Source organism: [Brevibacterium] flavum (assembly GCF_019317305.1).
Classification (GTDB): domain Bacteria; phylum Actinomycetota; class Actinomycetes; order Mycobacteriales; family Mycobacteriaceae; genus Corynebacterium; species Corynebacterium glutamicum.
This window is the reverse complement of sequence record NZ_CP079240.1, coordinates 1,372,333-1,390,321: the sequence shown is the minus strand read 5'-3', so window position 1 is coordinate 1,390,321 and position 17,989 is coordinate 1,372,333. Positions and strand designations below refer to the sequence as shown.

At 54.6% G+C, this 17,989-nt stretch carries 16 protein-coding genes; 7 read left to right on the top strand and 9 right to left on the bottom strand.

Annotated features, from left to right (window positions below; translation table 11 throughout):
* Positions 1-138: 138 nt before the first annotated feature.
* Both KW808_RS06740 and KW808_RS06735 read left to right on the top strand, forming a co-directional pair.
* Positions 139-1,281, top strand: a complete 1,143-nt coding sequence (locus KW808_RS06740; protein WP_003861379.1) for a DUF8462 domain-containing protein — start codon at positions 139-141, stop codon at positions 1,279-1,281.
* A gap of 43 nt (positions 1,282-1,324) precedes the next feature.
* The gene (locus KW808_RS06735; RefSeq protein ID WP_003861377.1) at positions 1,325-2,269 is read left to right on the top strand and encodes a spermidine synthase; all 945 of its coding nucleotides are present in this window, start codon (positions 1,325-1,327) and stop codon (positions 2,267-2,269) included.
* On the opposite strand, the gene KW808_RS06730 is transcribed toward KW808_RS06735, so the two are convergent.
* Positions 2,196-2,702, bottom strand: coding sequence for a GNAT family N-acetyltransferase (locus KW808_RS06730; RefSeq protein ID WP_034983968.1), 507 nt, complete (start codon positions 2,700-2,702; stop codon positions 2,196-2,198). The genes KW808_RS06735 and KW808_RS06730 overlap by 74 nt on opposite strands.
* Before the next feature lie 188 nt (positions 2,703-2,890).
* On the opposite strand from KW808_RS06730, the gene KW808_RS06725 reads away from it, so the two are divergent.
* The 3 genes from KW808_RS06725 to KW808_RS06715 all read left to right on the top strand — a co-directional run bounded on the left by KW808_RS06725 (position 2,891) and on the right by KW808_RS06715 (position 4,915).
* On the top strand, positions 2,891-3,112 hold the full coding sequence (locus tag KW808_RS06725) for a helix-turn-helix transcriptional regulator (protein WP_003861374.1): 222 nt from the start codon (positions 2,891-2,893) through the stop codon (positions 3,110-3,112).
* Positions 3,109-4,257: a type II toxin-antitoxin system HipA family toxin gene (locus tag KW808_RS06720; protein ID WP_003861372.1), complete on the top strand. Its 1,149-nt coding sequence runs from the start codon at positions 3,109-3,111 to the stop codon at positions 4,255-4,257. Before KW808_RS06725 ends, KW808_RS06720 begins: the two co-directional genes overlap by 4 nt.
* 343 nt (positions 4,258-4,600) lie before the next feature.
* The gene (locus tag KW808_RS06715; RefSeq protein WP_003861370.1) at positions 4,601-4,915 is read left to right on the top strand and encodes a hypothetical protein; all 315 of its coding nucleotides are present in this window, start codon (positions 4,601-4,603) and stop codon (positions 4,913-4,915) included.
* Here KW808_RS06715 and KW808_RS06710 read toward each other — a convergent pair.
* The 6 genes from KW808_RS06710 to KW808_RS06685 all read right to left on the bottom strand — a co-directional run bounded on the left by KW808_RS06710 (position 4,912) and on the right by KW808_RS06685 (position 11,580).
* Positions 4,912-6,042 carry a cysteine desulfurase family protein gene (locus KW808_RS06710; RefSeq protein WP_003861369.1) on the bottom strand — a complete coding sequence of 377 codons (1,131 nt, stop codon included), beginning with the start codon at positions 6,040-6,042 and terminating at the stop codon, positions 4,912-4,914. The two genes, KW808_RS06715 and KW808_RS06710, sit on opposite strands and share 4 nt — an antisense overlap.
* Positions 6,043-6,047: 5 nt before the next feature.
* Positions 6,048-7,001, bottom strand: coding sequence for an electron transfer flavoprotein subunit alpha/FixB family protein (locus tag KW808_RS06705; protein WP_003861366.1), 954 nt, complete (start codon positions 6,999-7,001; stop codon positions 6,048-6,050).
* 29 nt (positions 7,002-7,030) lie between these two features.
* The gene (locus KW808_RS06700; RefSeq protein WP_003861363.1) at positions 7,031-7,819 is read right to left on the bottom strand and encodes an electron transfer flavoprotein subunit beta/FixA family protein; all 789 of its coding nucleotides are present in this window, start codon (positions 7,817-7,819) and stop codon (positions 7,031-7,033) included.
* Between the two features lie 224 nt (positions 7,820-8,043).
* Entirely contained in the window at positions 8,044-9,207 is a 1,164-nt protein-coding gene (locus KW808_RS06695; protein WP_003861360.1) for a THUMP-like domain-containing protein, read from the bottom strand.
* Positions 9,208-9,224: 17 nt separating this feature from the next.
* Complete coding sequence (locus tag KW808_RS06690; protein WP_003861358.1) at positions 9,225-10,025, bottom strand: NUDIX hydrolase; 801 nt, start codon at positions 10,023-10,025, stop codon at positions 9,225-9,227.
* Positions 10,026-10,686: 661 nt separating this feature from the next.
* Positions 10,687-11,580: an ABC transporter ATP-binding protein gene (locus tag KW808_RS06685; protein WP_003861355.1), complete on the bottom strand. Its 894-nt coding sequence runs from the start codon at positions 11,578-11,580 to the stop codon at positions 10,687-10,689.
* Between the two features lie 160 nt (positions 11,581-11,740).
* On the opposite strand from KW808_RS06685, the gene KW808_RS06680 reads away from it, so the two are divergent.
* Both KW808_RS06680 and glgB read left to right on the top strand, forming a co-directional pair.
* Complete coding sequence (locus tag KW808_RS06680; RefSeq protein ID WP_003861353.1) at positions 11,741-13,768, top strand: alpha-1,4-glucan--maltose-1-phosphate maltosyltransferase; 2,028 nt, start codon at positions 11,741-11,743, stop codon at positions 13,766-13,768.
* 37 nt (positions 13,769-13,805) lie between these two features.
* On the top strand, positions 13,806-16,001 hold the full coding sequence (gene glgB, locus KW808_RS06675; protein WP_003861351.1) for a 1,4-alpha-glucan branching protein GlgB: 2,196 nt from the start codon (positions 13,806-13,808) through the stop codon (positions 15,999-16,001).
* Between the two features lie 275 nt (positions 16,002-16,276).
* Here the strand turns inward: glgB and KW808_RS06670 are convergent, their stop codons facing one another.
* Both KW808_RS06670 and KW808_RS06665 read right to left on the bottom strand, forming a co-directional pair.
* Positions 16,277-17,236: an ABC transporter substrate-binding protein gene (locus tag KW808_RS06670; protein ID WP_003854814.1), complete on the bottom strand. Its 960-nt coding sequence runs from the start codon at positions 17,234-17,236 to the stop codon at positions 16,277-16,279.
* Positions 17,237-17,245: 9 nt separating this feature from the next.
* Positions 17,246-17,977 (bottom strand): ABC transporter ATP-binding protein, encoded by a 732-nt coding sequence (locus KW808_RS06665; RefSeq protein WP_003861349.1) that lies wholly within the window; start codon positions 17,975-17,977, stop codon positions 17,246-17,248.
* Positions 17,978-17,989 lie beyond the last annotated feature (12 nt).

Sequence of the window (17,989 nt, the reverse complement as noted above, 5' to 3'; positions counted from 1 at the left end):
TTCTAAAGGATCTAACCCCTCACAGGGGTTCTAAAAGATCTAAACTCACGCTAGACTTCTAAAAGATCTAAAGTTCATTTCCAACACAAGCCAGCACTGCATTCCGCAAACCCGACTAGACCATCCAAGGTGTCTTCTATGTCAGCTCGCAATCCGTTCCGCCCCACTTTCGGAGTTTCCCCCACCGTACTTGCAGGCCGCGACTCACTTCTGCAGTCTTTCAAACTTGGTCTCGCGGAAGGCCCCGGAAGCCCCTTTAGAGCATTGCTGATTTCGGGATCTCGTGGCATGGGTAAAACTGTGTTGCTCAATGAATTTGAAGATGCAGCTGCGTCTCAAGGGTGGATCACGCTGCGCGCCTATCCGGATAATTCCATGGTGGATGCCTTAGTTAATTCCGCCATCCCGGAGGCGCTACAGAATCTTGACGGACCGCAGTCCAAAAGAATGCTCAGTGGTGTGGCCATTCCTGGTATCGCTACGGTGACGGCCATTGCTGATCCAACCAAGAAGGATCCCACTCCCACGCTGATTTCCAGGCTCCGCGAGTTGGCTACTCGTTTGCAAAAGCACGGCTCCGGAATTTTGATCACCCTTGATGAACTCCAAAGCGCCAATGTGGATCTTTTGCATGTGTTGGCCACTGCGGTCCAGGATCTCCTACGGGATGATTTCGATATCGCATTGGTTGCAGCGGGTCTGCCAGAGGGAATCGATCGTCTTCTCCAGCATGAGGGCACAACCTTTATCCGCCGAGCCGAAAGAATCCTGCTCAATCCTGTCAACCATGAAGATTCGGTGGAGATGTTCCTGGATACCGCCGCGGAAGGCCAACGCCACATGACTTCCGAGGCCGCCGAGCTCGCGGCGCAGATCAGCAAGGGTTATCCCTACTCCATGCAGCTGACTGGTTCTCTGGCATGGGCGCGAAGTACTCTTGACAACTCCGATACCATCCAGGCCGAACAAGTAGATGCTGTCCGCGACGAGGTTGTGCGCCGCATGGGCATGCAAGTCCACGAGCCAAGCCTGCACCAGGTCCCTGATGGTGAGCTGACCATTTTGTACGCGATTGCCCAACTGTCAAAAAACGGCGAGATGGTGTCTACTGGAGATATCGCACACCTCATGGGCGTCAAGCCCAACGCCTTGTCGATGCAGAGAAAGCAACTTCTCAGCAGAGGTCTCGTAGAGGTTCCCAAGTACGGTTTCCTCAATTTCACTTTGCCGTACATGCGCGAGCACCTCCTCAACAGCCCGCACCACCGACCAATCACATAAGACACAAGCACTAAAACAGCATTAAAGTAAAGAAAGCTTTTTCGTGGCCCGTAAAAAAAACTCGTCCGATCAATCCCGCTCCCAAGCTGCCAACACTCCCATTGCTGGCACCTATGAGGGTGAATATTCCGTCATCGAGTTGGAGGCCGATTCCTACACCACCGATGGCTGGTTGATCAGCATTAATGGCGTGCCCAGTTCTCATATTGTCCTGGGTCAACCGCAGGCACTGGAATTTGAGTACATGCGGTGGATCGCTACCGGCGCTCGGGCGTTCATCGATGCGCATCAGGATGCATCCAAGCTGCGGATTACTCACCTCGGCGGCGGTGCGTGCACGATGGCCAGGTATTTCGCGGATGTTTACCCGCAGTCACGCAACACTGTCGTGGAATTGGATGCAGAGCTTGCCCGCCTGTCGCGTGAATGGTTCGACATTCCGCGCGCGCCACGGGTAAAGATTCGTGTGGATGATGCCCGAATGGTGGCAGAATCTTTCACTCCCGCAAGCCGCGATGTGATCATCCGTGATGTATTCGCCGGAGCCGTCACTCCGCAGAACTTCACCACCGTGGAGTTCTTTGAGCACTGTCACCGTGGCCTTGCTCCCGGCGGATTGTACGTTGCCAATTGTGGCGATCATTCTGATCTGCGCGGAGCTAAATCTGAGCTCGCGGGAATGATGGAGGTGTTCGAGCACGTCGCAGTCATCGCCGATCCCCCGATGCTTAAAGGGCGCCGTTACGGCAACATCATTTTGATGGGTTCAGACACCGAATTCTTTAGCTCCAACAGCACGGAAGCGTCCGCGATTACCCGTGAGCTACTTGGCGGCGGCGTTCCAGCGCAGTACAAGGATGAATCCTGGGTGCGGAAATTCGCCTCGGGAGCCCAGGCCCGCCACGATGGGGTCTCTACCCTCCAAATGCCGAGTGATACTCCACAACACCCTGCGGAAACGCCGGAGCATTCAAACACACAGCCATAAAAAATTCCGCTGGCGCGTCCGGATAGACCAGCCCGGGCACGACCTCAAAACCGAAGCGTCGATAATAGCCCGGATCCCCCAGCAACACGACGCCGCCAGCACCCTCCGCACGCAACTGATCAAGCGCGCTGCCCATCAGCGCAATACCCACGCCTTGCTGCTGCTTATCGGGCCGAACACTGACAGGCCCAATGCCAAACCAGCCCTGCGCCCCACCGCCGATCAGCACCTCAGAGGCAGCGATATGCCCAATGACCTCGCCATCCGCTTCAGCGACGAGCGAAAGGCTCAGCGCCTTTGCAGCACGAAGCTTATCGACGAGATCTTGCTCTGTTCCATCTGAATGCTCAATTCCTGTAAAGGCCGCTTCAGTAACATCATGAATCGCGCTGATATCGTGCGATTGTTCCGCTCGGATGTGGAATGCGCTCATAGCCCCAAGACTACCAACGCAAGAAAAACCGGCACGATTACGCCGATCCTCTCCCATTAACATCCCAAACCCCATCCAAACCGGAAATTCGGCACGATCTTGCCGGTTTTCCTTGTCCAGGTCCCGAAACGGTTGTATACTGCAAAAAACGGCACGATCATGCCGAAAACTAGATCCAAGGGATGCACATGAACGCAGAAGAAATCGGAATGGCGCTGCTCAACGGACGCAAAGAGCTAGGCCTTAGACAAGGAGAACTCGCAGACCTGGCTGGAGTTTCTGAACGATTCATCCGCGATGTCGAAAAGGGAAAAACTACCGTTCGCCTGGACAAAGTCATCGATGTACTCAGCGTCCTTGGACTCGAGCTTTCTGTTGGAATTCACGATCCCCTCAAGGTTAATCAATGACCCCCACTGCCGATATCTGGTTTAAAGATACTTTGGCTGCTCATTTCACACGCGACGGCGACCAGACCACATTCTCCTACACAGCTGATTACGCAGGTCCACCGATTGCCACGTCCCTGCCAATCAATTCTGAACCCGTGATTACGCGCTCTGGAGCAATCCCACCATTTTTCGCGGGATTACTCCCCGAAGGTCGTCGCTTAAGTTCACTTCGGAGAAACATTAAAGCCTCTGCCGATGATGAACTTTCACTCCTTCTAGCAGTGGGAGCTGATCCTGTTGGTGCAGTCGCTATCTTCCCCCATGGTGAAAATCCACAACCTGCACCACCCACAGTCGATTTTGACGATGAACTTGATTTCTCGGCTGCACTAACCGAGTCCGGGATTGCGGATCCCGTTGCACTGGCCGGTGTCCAAGACAAAGCCTCTGCACGCACCATCGCGGTCCCCGTTGCAAGCGATGCCATCTTGAAACTCTCCCCGCCTGAATACCCTTACTTGGTGGAAAACGAAGCAGCTTGTTACCAGTTGCTGACCAAAAATAAGCTTCGCATTGAACTGTCCAAAGTAGAAGTTCTCCATGACAAACACGGCAGGTCCGGACTCTTAGTTCACCGCTTTGACCACACACCCAAAGGCAAAATCCCCGTCGAGGATGCAGGACAGGTCCTGGGAATCTGGCCTGCAGATAAATACTTAGTGAGCTACGAGGACATCGCACAAGCCCTCACTAAAGCGTGCGCCTCCCCCATCTTGGCGATGCGCAATCTCGCCTTCCAAATCGCAGTCGCGTGGCTCAGCGGCAATGGTGATCTTCATGCCAAGAACATCTCCATTATCAACAAAGGCCGCGGATTTGAGATCAGCCCCATCGATGACATCCCTTCCACCGCAGTATATGGCGACACCACGATGGCATTAGAAATCCGGGGATCCAAAAAGGATCTCAGCCAAAAGAAGTTCCTAAAATTCTGTACATCCATCGGACTACCAGAAAAAACAGCCATGTCGGTTGCGAACGCTGCACTGTTGGCAACAGAAAATGCCGCAGAGACAATTCTTGCTTCGGGAAATTTTGATACACGGATGAATCGAGATCTGGCCAGGGTTCTCAAACATCGACGAAGTGCATGGGGAGCTTAATTCGCCTGTTTAAGAGGTCGAAAAACTTAAATGAGTAAAGGCATGACAGTGGTAGTTTTAAGCGCTCAGAGACGATTCTGACAGGCCACTTTTTGTAGGCGCCGGGGTAGTTTTTCTATTGTCCCGCCACGGACCAAACCAGGTGACCGAAAACTCTCCACCTCAGCGCGCATTGGTCACCTGGGACGGTTAGTTGGGGTCAAAACCAGACCATATGACCAGAAATCTTCGCGGAACTGATTTCTGGTCAAATAGGACGGTATTGGAACGCAAGCCGAAACTAAAGTTACTTTTGTTTCGCCTTGCGGAGAATCAATCAGCATAAACCATTAAGGTCTAAACAATGATCAAGAAATACTTATCAACAATCGCTGCTGTGACTATCGCTAGCGCTGTGCTGTTCGCTCCAAGTGCCCAGGCCAACACGATTTCCTCGCACTTTCCAGAACACGACATGGTGGATCCCTATGGACCAACCATGACATCGACTGGGTTGAATCGTTCCCAAGAAACCGTGATGTTTCACGGACTCTTTGGTGCGATCGTGCTGTCCACGGGATCTCCCGTTGTTGGCGACTGCCAAAATGTTCCGCTGTCTCACCAGCAGGTGATCTGCCCGCTGGCAACGGAACTGCACTATGCGATTTACGGTCGCTAAAAAGCCATTCCCGCAGTACGAGCCCTGGTCACTACGTCTTCGATCACGGCGATCACTGCCTTGATGGATTCTTCAGTGGTGGTTCTACCGAGGGTGAATCGGATGGCACCACGGGCGTCGGTTTCGGAAATTCCCATGGCCAAAAGCACGTGGCTGGCACGGTTTACACCGTTGGAGCAGGCCGAACCTGTGGAGGCTTCGATCCGCAAGGAGTCGAGCAGCATGATCAAACTATCGCCTTCTGCTCCTGGGAAGGAGAGGTGCAGGTGTCCTGGCAGGGATGGTTCGGTGGTGTGGACCAGTACGTTGGGGATGGTGTGGAGGATGGCGTCGAGAAGCATCTTTTTAAGTCCGCGCAGGCGGGTGGCTTCGCTGTCAAGCTCGGCCACTGCTTCGCGTAATGCGGCTGCGGTGGCAGCTGCGCCGGCGACATCAAGGGTGCCTGGACGGATGCCGCGCTCCTGACCACCTCCGTGCAATACGGCTGAAGGTGCTGGTGAGCGCCTCGCCAACAGCAGGCCGACGCCACGTGGTCCACCGAATTTGTGCGCGGAGGCAGCCAAAGTGGTGGCGCCGAGCTCATCAAAATTGACCGGCAGATGGCCAACGACCTGAACCGCATCGATGTGTGTTGGCGTGCCGGACGCCTGCGCGGCGGCGATGAACTCAGAAACCGGCTGAATCGCGCCGGTCTCATTGTTCGCCCACATCATAGTGGCAACCGCGGCAGGCTTGTCCAGCGCTTCGAAGGAAGACACTCGTCCATCTGGACCGATCGGCATGAGCTCCGCCTCTGCCCCGCCAAGTTCTAGAGCCTTGACGGTTTCCAGAATCCCGGGGTGCTCGATCGGCGTAGAAATAATCCGATTGAGAGGCGATGCGTGGAATAACCCCTGCACAGCGAGGTTATCTGCCTCCGTGCCAGACGCGGTAAACACAACCTCGATGGGTTCGCAGCCCAGCAAAGAAGCAATTTCTTCACGAGCCGAATCCGCCACGCTGCGCGCTTTACGCCCCGAACCGTACTGACTCGCGGGATTCAATGCCTGCGCGTTTTCCATCCACGCAGCTGCGGCCACCTCACGCATTGGTGTGGTGGCTGCATGGTCCAGATAAAAAGTGTTCAAAACTCCTACTTGCGCTTGTTGATCTCTTCGATGAGCGCAGGGGCGATGTCAAAGAGGTCGCCAACGACACCGAGGTCCGCAATCTGGAAGATCGGCGCGTCCTCATCGTTGTTGATCACAATAACCTTCTTTGCGGTCTGCATACCAGAAGTGTGCTGAATTGCACCGGAAATGCCGAGGCCGATGTAGAGGTCTGGGGACACGGTGACACCGGTCTGACCAACCTGGTACTCGCCTGGGTAGTAGCCCAGATCGACAGCGTCGCGGGTTGCGCCAACGGCACCGCCCAATGCATCTGCCAGTGGTTCAACGATGCTGCGGAAGTTTTCTTCGCTTCCGACACCACGTCCACCTGCGATAACGACCTTTGCCTGTGGCAGCTCAGGGCGATCGCTCTGGGTGCTTGGCGTGAAGGAGGTGATGGTGACATCCTTGGCGGTTGCACCTGGGATCTCAATGGTTGCCAATTCACCGGTTGCAGGAACAGCCACGCCATCAAGGGCACCTGGACGCAGGGTGTACAGCGGTGAAGCGCCACCAACTGCAGCGGACACCTGAATGGTGTCGCCGAAAATGGACTGCTGTGCGGTGCGGTCGGGATTGATTCCGACGACATCGGTGAGCACACCAGAAGCCAAACGGGCAGCCAAACGACCAGCGATCTCATTACCGCTTGCAGTTGCAGCGATAACAATTGGACCTGGGTTGTTCGCAGCCAAAATGTGCAGCGCATCAACAGCAGGCAAGATCAAACGGTTGGAAGCGCCAGAGACTTCAGCGGAAACAACCTGAGCTGCACCCCAATTGCCGAGCTCAGCAGCAAGGTTTACGCCGGCACCTGGCTCGCCAACGACAACGGCAACAACGTCACCGAGTGCACGAGCAGCAGTGATCAATTCAAGGGTAACTGGTTCTGGGCGGCCATCTAGCTGCTCAACCAGCACATAAGAAATAGACATTTAAATGTTCTCCTTTGTGAAGATAGTGGCTAGATGAGGTTCTCTGAAGCGAGGTACTCAGCGATCTTTTCGGCAGCGCCCGATGCACCAATGACATCACCTTGGGAGCGCTCAGGACGATCAGCTGCAGCAGTAACAGCAGTTGCCGCGTGAGACAGACCAACCTGCTCTGGAGCCACGCCGATTTCAGCCAAGGAAAGCTTCTTGATCTCAGCCTTCTTAGCAGCCATGATGCCCTTGAAGTTAGGGAAACGTGGCTTGTCAGCCTTATCGGAAATCGACACAACTGCAGGAAGTGCAGCCTGCAGCTCATAGGTGCCGTGGTTATCAATGCGAGTGGCAGTAATAGAAGCACCCTCGACCTTCAGCGCAGACAAGTTAGTCAACGCTGGGACCTGGCGGTACTCAGCTAACACGCCAGGAAGCGCACCCATGGAACCATCGGAAGAAGCCGAACCCGTCACGATGAGAACAACATCCGCGATGGTGTTGATAGCGTTGTTCAGCGCCCAAGCGGTTCCCAAAAGATCAGAACCAGCCAAGGCATCATCACTGAGCTGGATTGCTTCATCAGCACCCATGGACAGCGCCTTACGCAGCGCCTCTTCCCCACCGGCAAGGCCAGCACTCAGCGCAACAACGCGGTATCCAGCATCCGGGTTGGACTCCCGCAAGCGCAGTGCCTGCTCCAGAGCAAACTCATTGATCTCATCCAAGACTCGATCTACACCCTCACGGTCAAGGGTGAAATCAGCTTCCAGAGTCCTCTTAGACCAGGTGTCTGGAACATTTTTAACCAGAACCACGATTGTGGACATCCACACTCACCTTTCAATTCACGATTTTTGGCGTTTTGGCGCTTTTAGCGTTGCCCGCCCATACTACGCGGGCTTCGCCCATTGCTTTTCGACGCCTACCTACCGTCGGTTTTCACGCAACTTTATAAACACACGCGCTGACAGACAAACCAGTCTATATAGAACAGACTAAGCAATCCAGCGCGATGTGCACAATTTCCAGGGCAATTTTATTTGCATCGGCTTTAGGCGCGCTCGCGAGGACCACAAATCAATGCAACTCCTCGGCTGCCAATTCGAGTAATCACCACAGACATCGCCTTGGTACCCTTCAGCTGCAATCTTTTCCGCAACTGATCAGGATCAACATCAACACCACGCACTAAAATTTCAACCGCCCCCGCATCATGTGCTGCCATCGCCGATTTCAGCTTCTTCAGCGGAACCTCTTCAATAAACCTAAAACCGCTGGTCCCCTCTGGAATCCGATTGCCCGTAAGGTATGCGATCCGCTCATCCAACATCCACAGCTGCTCACGCACTGCATAGTGGCGAACCAACCCGGCGCGCACGATGGCACCGTCTGGGTCGATGATGAACTCACCAGGTGCAGCCGCAAGGTCTTGTCCCGTGGCATCGTCTTCAAGGTTGGTGATGCGGTCAATGAGCCCATCTTTGATCACGATAGCTTCGCGAGTTTCCCCATCTGCCAGATCCGTAGTGTAGAGGCATGCTTCTTTCACGCCTCCATCAACGCTGGCAATACTGACGAGACCTGACCATTCCGAAAAATCAAGGCCGGGGGCACATTTAACGGCGAGTGGTTGGTTGATCCAGGCGTCGAGAAGCGAAGGCAGAGGTGGCAGGAGCTGTGCCGGATTTGTAATGCGCTTGCCCCCGGCGCGTCTGGCAGGGTCCGCGATGATGACGTCGGCTCCCCTGCTTGCGGGCTGGAGCGCGTCGGCGCGGAAAATCAGGGCGTTTTTGCCCTGGAGATTGTGGGCTGCCATGAGGGTGCGTGAGAAATCTAGATCAGAACCCAGGTAGCGAAGGCCGGCATCGATAAGTTCATGCCCCTCCGTACCGATGGAACAGGTGACATCATGAACAATCGCGTTCTCACCAAGTGCAGTTTTCAAACGCCGGGCGCGCTCCGCTGACACCGCAGGCGGAGTGGTTTGCTGCGCAGATTCTTGACACATCAGCCAATCTTGCGGAAGCTTCCCCACCGCGCTGCGCCTCGCCCCCGCTAGTTCTGCAACAGCCCTCCCGAAGTCACCGAAGTGCTTCCGAAGCGTCGCCACATCCGAAATCATCGACTTCTTACTCAAGTCAAGATCCGCAGTCATCTCCGCGATTTCCCGCTCCGACTGCGCCAGGAAACGCACCTCATCCGCACTAAAGCTCATGAATGAACCTTAAATGATCAAAACCGTTCCGTGCGCATCGCCTGATAAAACTCCGCATACCTCGGATTATCCACCGCATCATCCAACACAGGAGACATATCAACCTGCGCGCTGTACTCCAGCAATTCCTCCACAGTCTTAAACTGCGACAACTCAAACAACGACGCCCACGTCGGAATAACCAACCTCAACAACCCGGCGCGCCAACCATCCAAAATCAGCCGTGCAGGAAAATACCCCGTCGAAGACGCCTCCGACGTATTACCATCCGCACACTGCCCCTCCGGCTCCACAGCAACAAAAGAAAACGTATCAAACTGCTCCCTATTACCCTCAGGGCTCGCCCACCTGGCAAAAGGCACAATCAAATCACTACGAATCGCCAAATTCTCACTCTGCAACATATCCGTCAGCGACATCTCATGAGTCTCCAACAACTCCCGATATCCGTGATACTGACCAGCATTCTTCACCAAACCAGAACCATCCGTATGCTCCGCAAGCAACGTACCGGCCTCTTCAAACAACTCACGAACCGCAGCAAAAACCAACGCATACGCAACACGAGGCTCCACGCCTAAACGCACACCCCACTCCTCCGAGCTAGGTCCCCTCCACACTTCCTTACCGTGACCATCCGCAAAATCCCGAGAATCAACACCCCCACCCGGAAACACCGTCGCCCGAGGAAAATTAGCCATAGTAGACACACGCTCCTGAATGTAAACCTCCACATCAGGACGCCCATTGATGATCCCATCCCGAACCAACAGCACCGTCGCCGCCAGCTTCCTACCACCAATGCCCTGCATCACCATTGCCACACCCTGACTTTCTGTAAAGCCCGCTTCTGGATAGCTTGCCTATGAAAAACCAACATCTGTGAAGCTTGTTAAAGCCCCATCCGAAGCAAACCCACACGTAAAACTTCTGCAGACCAGTCTATGGATTCCGTGCGCAGTCCGCACGAGAATGTGTCACTTGATGCTTGTTGGTTTGAACTTTTTCGGCCATCTGGGTTTAAAGTTCGATTTCACGGTTACGATTTCACGGTTACGATTTCTTATTACCAATTTCGCAAACTCGATACCTTGCGCTCAATTTCTCAACGGCGATTTCAGTCGGAAAATGGCACTTTTCCTAGTGGTATCGCTCTTGAGAAATTGGAAGTGCGAAATTGTAATTGAGAAACCGCACCCGGGATATCGACAGTTCGAAATCGTAACCGTGAAATCGAACTTACGGAGACAGAGTCTCTGCGTGGACTCCTCTAAAAATGTCCTAAAGGTCGACTTCTCGGTACCGACTTCGCATACTCAACTTCTCATCACACGACACCACTACTAAATTCCAGCAATCCGGAGTGAAGTCAGCACATGAGAAGTTGAGCGCAAGAAGTCAGCGCACATGAAGTCCGCATACGTGAAGTCGCCTATTAAACAACCACCCCTCCAACACCGGCCCACAACTCCAAAAAACCTACTGAGCCCTATGACTCCTGGCGGTTCTCACACGGCGGGCAAAGTAGCGTTCCCCGATGCGGTCTACTTGGATTGGCTGGTGGAATGCTTTGGATAGGTTCTCGTTTGTCATGACGGTGTTGATCAGGCCTTGGGCTACGATTTCACCTTCGTCGAGGAGCATTGCGTGGGTGAATCCGGCGGGGATTTCTTCGACGTGGTGGGTGATCATGACGATGGCAGGTGCGTCTGGGTCCATGGCGAGTTCTCCGAGGTAGCCGACGAGGTCTTCGCGTCCGCCGAGGTCCATTCCTGCGGTTGGTTCGTCAAGGATGAGGAGTTCCGGGTTGGTCATGAGTGCGCGTGCGACCAGGACTCGTTTGCGTTCGCCTTCGGAGAGGGTTCCCCAGGTGCGGTCGGCTAGGTGCATGGCTCCGACTTGTTCGAGGATTTCGGTGGCTTGTCCGAAGTCCATTTCGTCGTAGTCTTCGCGCCAGCGGCCGAGGATTGCGTAGCCTGCGGAGATGACTAGGTCAGAGACTTTTTCTTCGGAGGGGATTCGGTTGCCTAATGCGGAGGAGCTGACGCCGATCATGGAGCGGAGGTCGCGCATGTCAGTTTTGCCGATACGTTCTCCCATGAGGCGTGCCATTCCTCCGGAGGGGAATTCTTCGGCGGATGCCATGCGGATGAGTGTGGTTTTGCCGGCTCCGTTTGGTCCGATAATTACCCAGCGTTCATCTAGTTCTACTTGCCAGTCGACGGGGCCGACGAGGTTTCGACCATCCCTCTTAAAGAAAACTCCTTGGAAATCGATGAGGAGGTCTTCATTGGATTCGTCATTGAGTTCACTCGAATCAGAGGGAAAAGATGCAGCTGCAGAGTTATTTATAGAGTTAGTCACATCTCCCATCTTGACTGATTTCTCCGGTTCCGTGTGGAAGTGACACAGCTCCGTTAAGCTTTCATAATGGAGACATACCCCCGGCTAATTGCCGGTGTGTCTGCTTGATCGAACTTTTAAGCTTGTGTGCGTTTGTTCGCACTTCACACTGCATGTTGAGGAGAAAACTGTGACTGGCCGTCTCGGTATCGATGATGTTCGTCCCCGGATTTTGGATGGAAATCCAGCGAAAGCAGTAGTGGGTGAGATTGTTCCTGTCTCGGCTATTGTGTGGCGTGAAGGCCATGATGCAATTGCCGCGACGTTGAATGTTTCCGGTCCGGAGGATTCTTCAGTGGCGGCTGAGCCTATTCAGATTCATATGCGCCCCACTCCTGATAATCAGGATCAGTCGAATGCATTTTTCGTTCCTGATGTCCCTGGTAATTGGACTTTTCGTGTGGATGCGTGGTCGGATCCTATGGCTACGTGGCGTCATGCAATTACCACTAAGATTGAGGCCGGTCAGGGTTCGGATGAGTTGTATAACGACTTTGAGCACGGGGCTCAGCTGTTTGAGCGTGCTGCGGAGAATTTGTCTAAAGAGGATAGGACTGCGCTTTTCGACGTCGCCTCCTCTCTGCGGCGTGGCGGCGATGTACGCGCACGTCTCGCCCCAGCGCTCACCGCGAGTGTCACTCATCTTTTAGAACTTAACCCGTTGCGTGAGTTGGTCACGATGGGTGAAAACCTGCAGGTTCGTGTCGAGCGTCGTGCCGCTTTGGTCAACTCTTGGTATGAGCTTTTCCCTCGTTCCACAGGTGGTTGGGATGAGTCCGGCACCCCCGTTCATGGCACTTTCGCTACCACTGCTCAGGCGTTGGAGCGTGTCGCGAAGATGGGCTTCGATACTGTTTACTTCCCGCCGATCCATCCGATTGGCGAGGTCAACCGCAAGGGCCGCAATAATACGCTGACCCCGGAACCTCATGATGTGGGTTCGCCGTGGGCTATTGGTTCTAAAGATGGTGGGCATGATGCAACGCATCCGCGGTTGGGCACCATTGAAGATTTCCAGGCGTTGTTGGCTCGCGCACGGGAACTCAATTTGGAAGTTGCACTCGATCTAGCTCTGCAGGCTGCCCCTGATCATCCATGGGCGCAGGAACACCGCGAGTTTTTCACGGTGTTAGCTGATGGCACCATTGCGTATGCAGAAAACCCACCGAAGAAGTACCAGGATATTTATCCCATCAACTTTGATAATGATGCTCCGAAGATCTATGAAGAGGTCTATCGTGTGGTGAAGTTCTGGGTGGATTTGGGTGTGACCACATTCCGCGTGGATAACCCGCACACTAAGCCCGCTAATTTCTGGCAGTGGCTTATTTCTGCCATCCATAAATCAAACCCTGAGGTCATTTTCCTAGCGGAGGCGTTTACTCGCCCGGCACGTCTGTATGGCTTGGCCAAGATTGGTTTCTCCCAGTCTTACACCTACTTCACGTGGAAGGTCACCAAGGAGGAGCTCACCGAGTTCGCTACTGAGATCGCCCGCATGGCGGATATTTCTCGTCCGAACCTGTTTGTGAACACTCCCGACATTTTGCACGCTTCTCTGCAGCATGGTGGACGCGCAATGTTCGCTATCCGCGCCGCATTGGCCGCCACGATGTCTCCTGTGTGGGGCGTATATTCCGGATATGAGCTCTTTGAGCATGAGGCAGTGAAGCCTGGTTCGGAGGAGTACTTGGATTCTGAGAAGTATGAGCTGCGTCCCCGCGATTTCGAGGGCGCTCTGGAGCGTGGCGATTCTCTCGAGGATTACATCGCTCTGCTCAACCAGATCCGTCGCGCGAACCCTGCCTTGCAGCAGCTACGCAACATCCACTTCCACGAAGCGGACAATGATCAGATCATCGCCTACTCCAAGGTTGATGCTTTGACCGGAAATACCGTGTTGATTGTGGTCAACTTGGATCCACGTAGTGCTCGTGAGGCTACTGTTCGCCTTGATCTTGGAGCGCTTGGCTTAGAAGCGGGTGCACAGTTTGAGGTGCGCGATGCGATCACCGACTCCCGTTACCTGTGGTCAGAGACGAACTTTGTCCGCCTCGAGCCCCTACGCGATGTCGCCCACATCTTTGTTCTTCCTGAACTTCCAGCGTCTCGCCGTGAACGTCTTGCATGGCGCGAAATCAAAACCTACCGCGCGTAATTTCCCATCTCTGTACCTTCTATCAAGGATTATCATCATGACCGTTGACCCCGCGAGCCACATCACCATCCCTGAGGCAGATCTGGCCCGCCTGCGCCACTGCAACCATCACGATCCTCATGGATTTTATGGTTGGCATGAGACCGAAGCTGGTTCGGTTATCCGCACGCGCCAGATCGGCGCGACGCAGGTTAATTTGCTTATCGACGGCACCTCCCACGTTATGACCTCTATCGGTGATGACATTTTCGCCATTGATTTAGGTCACCGTGAGCGGGCCGACTACCGCTTGGAAATCACCTGGCCTGATCAGGAACCACAGATCAAGGCCGATCCATACTTCTTCCTCCCCACCGTGGGCGAGATGGATATTTACCTCTTCTCTGAGGGACGCCATGAGCGTTTGTGGGAGGTTCTCGGTGCCAACATCAAGACCTACCAAACTGCGCTTGGCACTGTTCGTGGCACCGCATTTACAGTGTGGGCTCCAAACGCAATTGGCTGTGCAGTCGTTGGTGGTTTCAACGGTTGGAATGCATCCCAGCATCCGATGCGGTCTATGGGTGGTTCGGGTATGTGGGAGCTGTTCATCCCAGGCGTTGAGGAAGGCGAAGTGTACAAATTCGCCGTCCAAACCAAGGAAGGCCAGCGCCGCGACAAAGCTGACCCAATGGCTCGTCGCGCAGAACTGGCACCGGCAACCGGATCTATTGTCGCTGCCTCTGAGTACCAGTGGCAGGATTCGGACTGGTTGCATGAGCGTTCCCAAACTGATCTCGCATCCAAGCCAATGAGTGTCTACGAGGTCCACCTCGGTTCTTGGCGCTGGGGTAAGAACTATGAGGATTTGGCTACTGAGCTGGTCGATTACGTCGCAGATCTTGGCTACACCCACGTGGAATTCCTCCCTGTCGCAGAGCACCCCTTCGGTGGTTCCTGGGGTTACCAGGTCACCGGCTACTACGCACCGACCTCTCGTTGGGGTACCCCAGATCAGTTCCGTGCGCTAGTCGATGCTTTCCACGCCCGCGGTATTGGCGTGATCATGGACTGGGTTCCTGCCCACTTCCCTAAGGATGATTGGGCTCTTGCCCGCTTTGATGGCGAAGCCCTCTATGAACACCCTGACTGGAGGCGCGGCGAACAAAAGGATTGGGGCACCCTGGTCTTTGACTTCGGTCGCAACGAAGTCCGCAACTTCCTCGTCGCTAATGCGTTGTACTGGATTGAAGAATTCCACATCGATGGTCTGCGCGTCGACGCCGTGGCCTCCATGCTGTACCTCGATTACTCCCGTGAGCACGGCGAATGGGAACCAAACATATACGGTGGTCGCGAGAACCTCGAGGCAGTGCAGTTCCTGCAGGAAATGAACGCCACGGTGCTGCGACTGCACCCTGGTGCGCTCACCATCGCTGAGGAATCAACTTCATGGCCTGGCGTGACCGCACCAACGTGGGACGGCGGCTTGGGATTCTCCCTCAAGTGGAACATGGGCTGGATGCACGACACCTTAGAGTACTTCTCCAAAAACCCTGTGCACCGCGCATTCCACCACAGTGAGCTCACTTTCTCCTTGGTGTACGCATTCTCTGAGCGTTTTGTACTTCCGATCTCTCACGATGAAGTCGTCCACGGCAAGGGTTCCCTGTGGGACCGTATGCCTGGCGATACGTGGAACAAGGCCGCTGGTCTTCGCACCTTCCTTGCGTACATGTGGTCGCACCCAGGCAAGAAGCTGCTTTTCATGGGTCAGGAGTTTGGTCAGCGTGAAGAGTGGGCTGAAGGCCAGGGACTGCCATGGGATATTGTCGACGGCTGGCAAGGCGAGTACCACGAAGCCATCCGCACTCTGACCCGCTCCCTCAACGGTGTCTACTCAGACTCCCCTGCGCTGCACACTCAGGATTTCACAGGAGAAGGCTTCACATGGAATAAGGGCGACGACGCCACCAACAACATTTTGGCGTTCACGCGTTTCGGCAGCGACGGCTCCCAGATGCTGTGTGTATTCAACCTGTCTGGAACCTCCCAGCCTGAGTACCAGCTCGGTGTTGCAGCGGGTGGCGAATGGAAGCTCGTTCTCAACACTGATGATGCTGAATTCCTCGGTGCAGAAAACGATATCGCTACTTCCGTTCAGGCAGCAGCGAGGCCACGCGATAATTTCGCCTACTCACTCTCACTGCATGTCCCAGCGATGAGTGCTCAGTTCTACTCACTGCAGAAGTAGGACACAGGAAAATGCATCCTTGGGCCAATACCGGCTCAAGGATGCAAATTTTCTACCAAAATGGCTAGTTCGGAGGCCAGCGGGATCGAATATTCGCGCCAATTCGAAAGATTTATGCGAATATTCGTTCGGTTTCAGCCCCTCTCCCCAACCCGAGGACGGATTCTTGAACAGCCAACTCACAGCGGCAAAAAGCAGCCCTCATATGCACAAACTACGATGCTTTGTATGGCCGTCTGAGCACCTCAACGCCCCTTTGCCATACTCAGACATACTTAGCCCTCAAATCGGGTGTCTACGGTGTCCTCGAAATTAAAGTCCTCAACGAGTCCCGCGGAGACGAACGCGTCGATAAGCGCATTCTGGTAGGTGTTCACTAATTCGTCGAGCGGCACCTGGTGGCGCAGGCTGCGGGTGTTCAGTTGAGAGGCCTCCGGATCAAAGCCGGATTCTTGGCTGAAAATCGTCGCCCATTCATCGGTGTTGTCTTCAGCCCATTCATAAGAGTCGGCCACGCGATCGAGGAAATCTGCCAAGGCGGCTTCCTTTGCGGGGTCATCGAGCGCTTCATCACTTGCGACACCAAATCCGTGCCCACTGACCAGTCCCGCTCCCCTGACCAAAACTTGAGCTCCTTCCAGTTCCGCCTGTGAGCTGTAGGGATCCCACACTGCCCACGCATCTACCTGGCCGTTTTGGAAAGCGGCTTTGGCGTCGGAGGGTTGGAGGAGGTTGATTTCTACGTCGTCAACGCTCACGCCTGCTTTTTCTAGTTGTTGGATGAGGTGTCCGTGGGCGCTGGATCCGCGGGCGACAGCCACTTTCTTTCCAGCAAGGTCAGCCACCGAGGTTATTGAAGAATCCGGGGCGACCAAGATGACATCACCTAAAGCATCGTTGTTGTAGGCGGAGACCACTTTGGTGTTGGTGGGGCCGCCGATGATCGGTGGGGTGTTTCCGGTGATCGCGAAATCAATTTGACCTGCGTTTAGTGCTTCGATTTGGGGTGGCCCAGAGGTAAATGATGACCATTCGATTTTATAAGGGACATCATCTAGCTCCCCTGAAGCTTGGAGCACTTGTTCTGTTCCGGCGATTTGATCACCGATGTTAAGGGTTACTTTGCTCAGATCGATGGATCCATCGGCGTTGGTGGCGGGATCGCCAGAAGCTGATGAGCAGGATGCAAGGCCTAGACCGAAGGCGAGAACGAGGGCGATTTTCTTAAATTTCATGATTTCTTTCTAGGCAGGTGTGGTGATTTCGAGCCACTCAAGGAGTTGAGCGGTGTAGGAGGCAAAGGAGGGGTGGGTGCGGCGATCGCCGGGGATATCTACAGTCAAACTGTGTGTGATGGCGCCGTCGTCAAGAAGAAGGACGTGGTCGGCCAGGGCGATGGCCTCGGAAACATCATGGGTGACCAGCAGAACTCCCAAGTTTCGGGTGTCCACGGTTTTGAGCAGCAGGTCTTGGGCTGTCAGTCTTGTCAGAGCATCGAGGGCGCCGAAGGGTTCGTCGAGAAGCAAAAGCTCTGGCTCGGAGATGAGCGCTCGCGCAAGGGAGACGCGCTGGGCTTGGCCGCCGGAGAGCGTGAGGGGCCAGGCGGCGTCGGAGTCGGGAAGGTTGACTTCTGCAAGCAGTGCCGAGGCGCGTTCTTGTGCTTCTGACCAGGAAATATCAGTGCGGTTGAGGCCAAAGGCCACATTATCAAGCACCGTTTTCCACGGCAACAGGCGAGGCTCCTGGAAGGCAACGGCCGGGTTTCCGGAAATTTCTACAGAGCCGGAATGCTCTTTAGATAGGCCCGCCAACACGCGCAGGATGGTGGATTTTCCTGAACCTGAGCGTCCGATCAGCGCGGTTACTTCGCCGCGGTTGATGGTGAGGTCGATTCCTTGGAGGACTTCTTTAGTTCCGTATGATTTGCGCAATCCACGGACGGTGGCTGCGGGTTTGAGTGACAATGTGGCAGTCATGGCGAGCAACTT